This window comes from Mesorhizobium sp. P2_D6, assembly GCF_056404315.1.
Genome location: NZ_JBFUEG010000058.1, coordinates 1 through 4,072, shown reverse-complemented (window position 1 = coordinate 4,072; position 4,072 = coordinate 1). Strand labels below are relative to the sequence as shown.

The following is a 4,072-nucleotide window of genomic DNA, read 5'->3' as shown; positions in this document are numbered from 1 at the left end:
TTTCAAAAAATGTATGGTCCGCCCCGTCCGTGCAAGGGTTCGCGACATCGCCGATGACGATTCCAGTTGCATAAATGTATCCGGCCTCTCGCGAGTGAGCTGCTGTTGCAGCCAGGCCATGATGAGATCCGCGCACGCCGTTCCCAATAAATGGTTCGGGCACGAAGCCCGCTTTTTTGCACAGGGCTTACGGCATGCTGATCCACTGTTTCGTCATCACTATTCCCGAGCCTTGCAATCGAGCCGGAGGCGTCAGGCGAATGCTGGATCCCTGCGTTCGTAGAGCGCCCCAGGCTTGGTCAGCACAACCCAGACAATACGCGCCATCTTGGCGGCAAGTGCGACAACGGCCTTGTTCGGGTGCATCCGGCTCTGAAGACCATCAAGCCAGCTTCCAAGGCGATCCCGGGTTCGATCCAGGTGTCGGAAGCAGGACCGCGCGCCATGAACGAGGAGCTTGCGGACGTAGCGATTCCCGCGCTTGCTGATGCCGAGGAGCTTCTGCTTGCCCCCGGTCGAGTGTTCCCGCGGGACGAGGCCCAGCCAAGCGGCCAGATCGCGGGCCTTCTGGAACTGGCGCCCATTGCCGACGGCCGCAAGAAGGGCGGTGGCGCCCAGTGCTCCGATTCCGGGGATCGTCATAAGCCGGCGGGCAACATCTTTTCGATCTGCAATCCCAGCGATCTCCCTCGTCACGTCGTCGATGCGCTGCTCCAGCCGGCGTAGGTCGGCGAACAGGTCCATGAGCAGTTTGCGCATCGCCGGCGAGAGGTCGTTCGAGGCGTCATCCAGAACCAGTGGCAGGTCGAGTTTGAACAGGCCCGCTCCCTGTCTCAACGCGATGCCATATTCCAGGCAGAACGCTCGCATCTGGTTGATCAGACGGGTTCGCGTGCCGATCATCTGGTCGCGTACCCGATGCAGCGCCTGGAGGTCAGCTTGTTCCTCGCTCTTGATTGCTGCGAACCGCATCGTCGGCCGAGTGGCAGCTTCGGCGATGGCCTCGGCATCGATAATGTCGCTCTTGTTCGACTTCACATAGGGCTCACATGAGGAGGATTGGATCAAGTATGGATTTTCAGGTCATCGTTTTCTCCTCTGATGTTTCGGATCCAAGGTCCGAACCCTTCATTGGAACGCGTGTCGCAGTCGACCTGCGCGCTCAAGCTCACATGCGGTCGCCGAAATAACGGCTGCACCAGAATTCCGCATCCTGCGGACAGGGCTCGGGAGGACGGGACCATTCTTAACTACGGCGTGCGAGGCCAAACCCTACGCCGGTTCGTCCCCCCGGATCCGCCGGAACTGATCGGGTCCCGGTGGAATTGGTTTCAGTTTTCCGGGTGGCGGTCAGGCGGCCTTCATTCTGGCGCCCTCGATCACGACACCGCCGGTCACGTACTTCCACAGAGCGACAAGCAGTTTGCGCGCCAGAGCGACGATCGTGACTTTCCTGGTGCGTGGGCCGAACCGGCGGACCCTCTCGTGATACCAGCATGCAAGCGCCGAACCCGGCTGATGCCGCAGCCAGAGCCAGGCCATTTCCACGGCAATGGCGCGCAAACGGGGATTGCCCGCCTTCGAGACACCCTGTTCGTGGTTGATCGTGCCACTCTTCCAGGGCGTGGGCGCAAGACCGGCATAGGCCGCGACCTGGCGCCTGTTCGCGAAGTTCCGGAACAGGCCTTCGGACCACAAGGCGCCGGCAAAACCGGGGCCAATGCCCTTGAGCTCGAGCAACATCCGAACCGGCTCCAGGGCGGAACCGGCGGCCGGAGCCTCCTCCAAGAGCGCATCACGCTCCGCCTTCACGGCCTCGATCTGCCGGTTCAGCAACTCGATGACTTCCAGCTCGCGCAGGGCCAGCGTCTTGAGATGTTTCGGAAGCGGCCGCCCGTCTCCGGTGCGCAGAGCCTCCAGGCGTTCCCGGCGGTCCTTGTTCCGAGGCTCGTACCCGCCGATCCCTTGCGCGAAGAACAGACCCTTCAACCGGTTTACATGACGGATACGCTCTCCGATCAGAGTCTTCAGTTCCCGGCAAAGGCGCCGACGATCCTCTTCTTCCGGTGTCGGTACGCAAACCATCGAACAGACCCGCGGTTCGCCCCTTTTCCACGCCATGAGTGTGCGAACAAGCGCCTCCCCGTCGATCCGATCTGTCTTGGCGCGGCGATGCCGGCGCGAAACCGCGATCGAAGCTGGGTCAACGACGTGGCTCTCGATCCCTTCCGCGACCAGGGCGCGGTGAATCCAGAACCCGTCCAGTCCGGCTTCCTGGATCACGATCACTGGGACAATCCGGCCGGTCCGGCGGTGGACATGGCGTTGCAAATCCGAAAACCGCTCCAGCAGCCCCGGCATATCCCCACCCCGCACCTGATACCTCGACAGCTTGGACCCCACGGGGGCCGCAAGGGTGGTCACCAGCCACGTCGAGCGGCTGAGCTCCAGAGAAACGAAAATCGCGCCGCACTCAACGGTCGCAATCGTATGTGCGGTGGTCATTCTGGCAGTCTGCATGGCAAAGGTCTCCATCGAGAAAGTGAGCGACCCAACTCTTCCAGAGCTAGGCGCGCGCGTCTCCTCCTCATGGAATCTTCACGAACTGCGCTGGGATCAGGCGAACCTTGTGCCCCAGCGCATGCAGTCTCCTGGCGATCCATTGTGATCCTGCGCACGACTCCATCCCCACGACCGCTGGCGCTGCTCGTTCAAAGAATTGCAGCAGCGTTTCGCGTCGGAAGCGAGCTCGCTGGATGGGCTCGCCGCCGCTATCCAGGCCGACGACGTGAAAGATGTTCTTACCGATATCGACTCCATAGACTGCCGCAGGGCGCGGCGCATTGCGTGGGGACATTGCAACCTCCTTTGGTGGGACCGCCCGGATGATGCTGCGGGAGGACGGGGCGGACCATCCCATTAATGGTAGGGCCCGCCGCCAAGCGCGAAGCCGTAGCGCATCTGCGGGCCGTCATGGGCCTATCGGAGCGTCGGGCCTGTTCCTTCGTCGGCGCCGATCGCAAGATGATCCGCTACCAGTCTCGCCGACCGCCAGAGACAGAGCTGCGTGGTCGGCTGCGCGACCTCGCGAACGAGCGCCGACGCTTCGGCTACCGGCGGCTGTTCATCCTGCTCAGGCGCGAGGGCGAGGCATCTGGGGTCAACCGTATCTGCCGTCTCTATCGCGGGGAAGGTCTGACGGTGCGCAAGCGCCGGGCAAGACGGCGAGCAGTTGGCACGCGGGCGCCGATCCTGGTCGAGGCAAAGCCGAATGCGCGCTGGTCGCTGGATTTCGTCCATGACCAGTTCGCCTGTGGCCGGAGGTTCCGTGTGCTCAACATCGTCGACGACGTGACACGCGAATGTCTAGCCGCGATTCCGGACACCTCAATCTCCGGTCGTCGGGTTGCTCGCGAGCTGACGGAACTGATCGTCCAGCGCGGCAAACCAGGCATGATCGTCTCCGACCACGGCACGGAGTTCACCTCGAACGCCATCCTTGCATGGTCGAAGGATCATGGGATCGAATGGCACTACATCGCACCGGGCAAGCTGATGCAGAATGGTTATGTCGAATCCTTCAACGGTCGCATGAGCGACGAACTCTTGAACGAGAGCCTGTTCTTCGGCCTCGACCACGCCCGCAGCGCCATCGCCGAATGGCGGGAGGACTTCAACACCGCGAGGCCTCATTCCTCGCTCGGCTACCAGACCCCGGCAGCCTATGCCGAGGTCATCACCGCAACCGGCTCCGACGCTGTGCTGATCGAAGGCTCCGCGCCTCCGCCGGTTGCTCAACCCGCGCCAGACGGCGTAACAGAAATGATCTGATCCCCGAAAACTGGACCGTTCAGAATTGGAGTTTTCCGCGCTAGCTTCCTTGGCTGGGAGGAGCGGAGAACGATGAAGGCATCAAAGTTTTCGGACGCGCAGAAGGCGTTCATTCTGAAGCAGGGGGCGGACGGGATTCCGGTGGCGGAGATCTGCCGTCGAGCGGGGATCAGCCAAGCCACCTATTTCAACTGGAAAAAGAAATACGACGGGTTGCTGCCGACGGAGATGAAGCGTCTGA

Annotated in this window: 2 protein-coding genes and 3 pseudogenes; 2 read left to right on the top strand and 3 right to left on the bottom strand. The window is 62.1% G+C overall.

The genetic code is table 11. The features are described 5' to 3' along the window. Positions 1 to 252: 252 nt before the first annotated feature. The 3 genes and pseudogenes from AC1D1L_RS33455 to AC1D1L_RS33445 all read right to left on the bottom strand — a co-directional run. Positions 253 to 1,068: pseudogene (locus tag AC1D1L_RS33455) on the bottom strand (IS110 family RNA-guided transposase); the annotation flags it as partial. 282 nt (positions 1,069 to 1,350) lie between these two features. Next, positions 1,351 to 2,505 (bottom strand): IS110 family RNA-guided transposase, encoded by a 1,155-nt coding sequence (locus tag AC1D1L_RS33450; RefSeq protein WP_477345769.1) that lies wholly within the window; start codon positions 2,503 to 2,505, stop codon positions 1,351 to 1,353. A 91-nt stretch (positions 2,506 to 2,596) separates the two neighbouring features. After that, a pseudogene (locus AC1D1L_RS33445) lies at positions 2,597 to 2,857 on the bottom strand (IS110 family transposase); the annotation flags it as partial. Positions 2,858 to 2,922: 65 nt separating this feature from the next. On the opposite strand from AC1D1L_RS33445, the pseudogene AC1D1L_RS33440 reads away from it, so the two are divergent. Then, positions 2,923 to 3,831 (top strand): annotated as a pseudogene (locus AC1D1L_RS33440) (IS3 family transposase); the annotation flags it as partial. Between the two features lie 72 nt (positions 3,832 to 3,903). Next, positions 3,904 to 4,072 (top strand): transposase (locus AC1D1L_RS33435; protein WP_477345767.1); only part of this gene is annotated, 169 nt, incomplete at its 3' end.